This window comes from Pseudomonas sp. CM25, assembly GCF_013179705.1.
In the GTDB taxonomy this organism is placed as follows: Bacteria; Pseudomonadota; Gammaproteobacteria; order Pseudomonadales; family Pseudomonadaceae; genus Aquipseudomonas.
In genome coordinates this window covers 1-623 of sequence record NZ_JABMCW010000717.1, presented here as the reverse complement: position 1 = coordinate 623, position 623 = coordinate 1, and the positions used below count along the sequence as shown (strand labels likewise).

General features: G+C 55.1%; 1 protein-coding gene. It reads right to left on the bottom strand.

Features of this window, described 5'->3' with window-relative positions; genetic code table 11:
* Positions 1 to 343 (bottom strand): MarR family winged helix-turn-helix transcriptional regulator (locus HP546_RS30900; RefSeq protein WP_172233848.1); only part of this gene is annotated, 343 nt, incomplete at its 3' end.
* Positions 344 to 623 lie beyond the last annotated feature (280 nt).

The following is a 623-nucleotide window of genomic DNA, read 5'->3' as shown; positions in this document are numbered from 1 at the left end:
CGACCTTCAAGACTCGGTTATACAACTCCTTGCCGCTCGCAGTAAGCGAAACGGTATAGCGCCGTCCATCAGCAGGATCGACCTCAGTGCAGACCCGCCCCGCTACCTCTAGAGCATGTAGGGAGCGGCTGACAGCACTCTTGTCGAGACCGATCACCTGGCAGATACGATTGGCAGTGATCCCGCTTTCCACGGCCAGCATGGAAAGCATCCGCCACTCCACAACGCCTATCTCGAAGTGTTTCCGGTAGCACTGGGAGGCGCCGGACGAAAGCTTGTTGGATAAGAAATTCAGCAGCGCTGGCACGTAGCGAGCGAGGTCCAGCTGGGCTTCCGAGGCCATTGAGCGCACACCTCCAATCGGGATACTTAGAAACTAGTTGACACCGCAACTAATTGATCCGAGGATTAACTCAACCGATAGCTGGGGCCTGCCCAGCATAATATGCCCTCAAAGCACCTCACAAAAATAATTATCAGGTAGTGCCATGAAAACTCGCGATCCATTCGCCTCCCGCGTGTCTAGCCAGAAAGCTGGGCTACCTCCGTTCGCACCAGGCTGACCTCCCCACAGCCGAGTTAACCACCTGTAATTTTTTCGTAGCCACTTAAGTGTGGAGGGG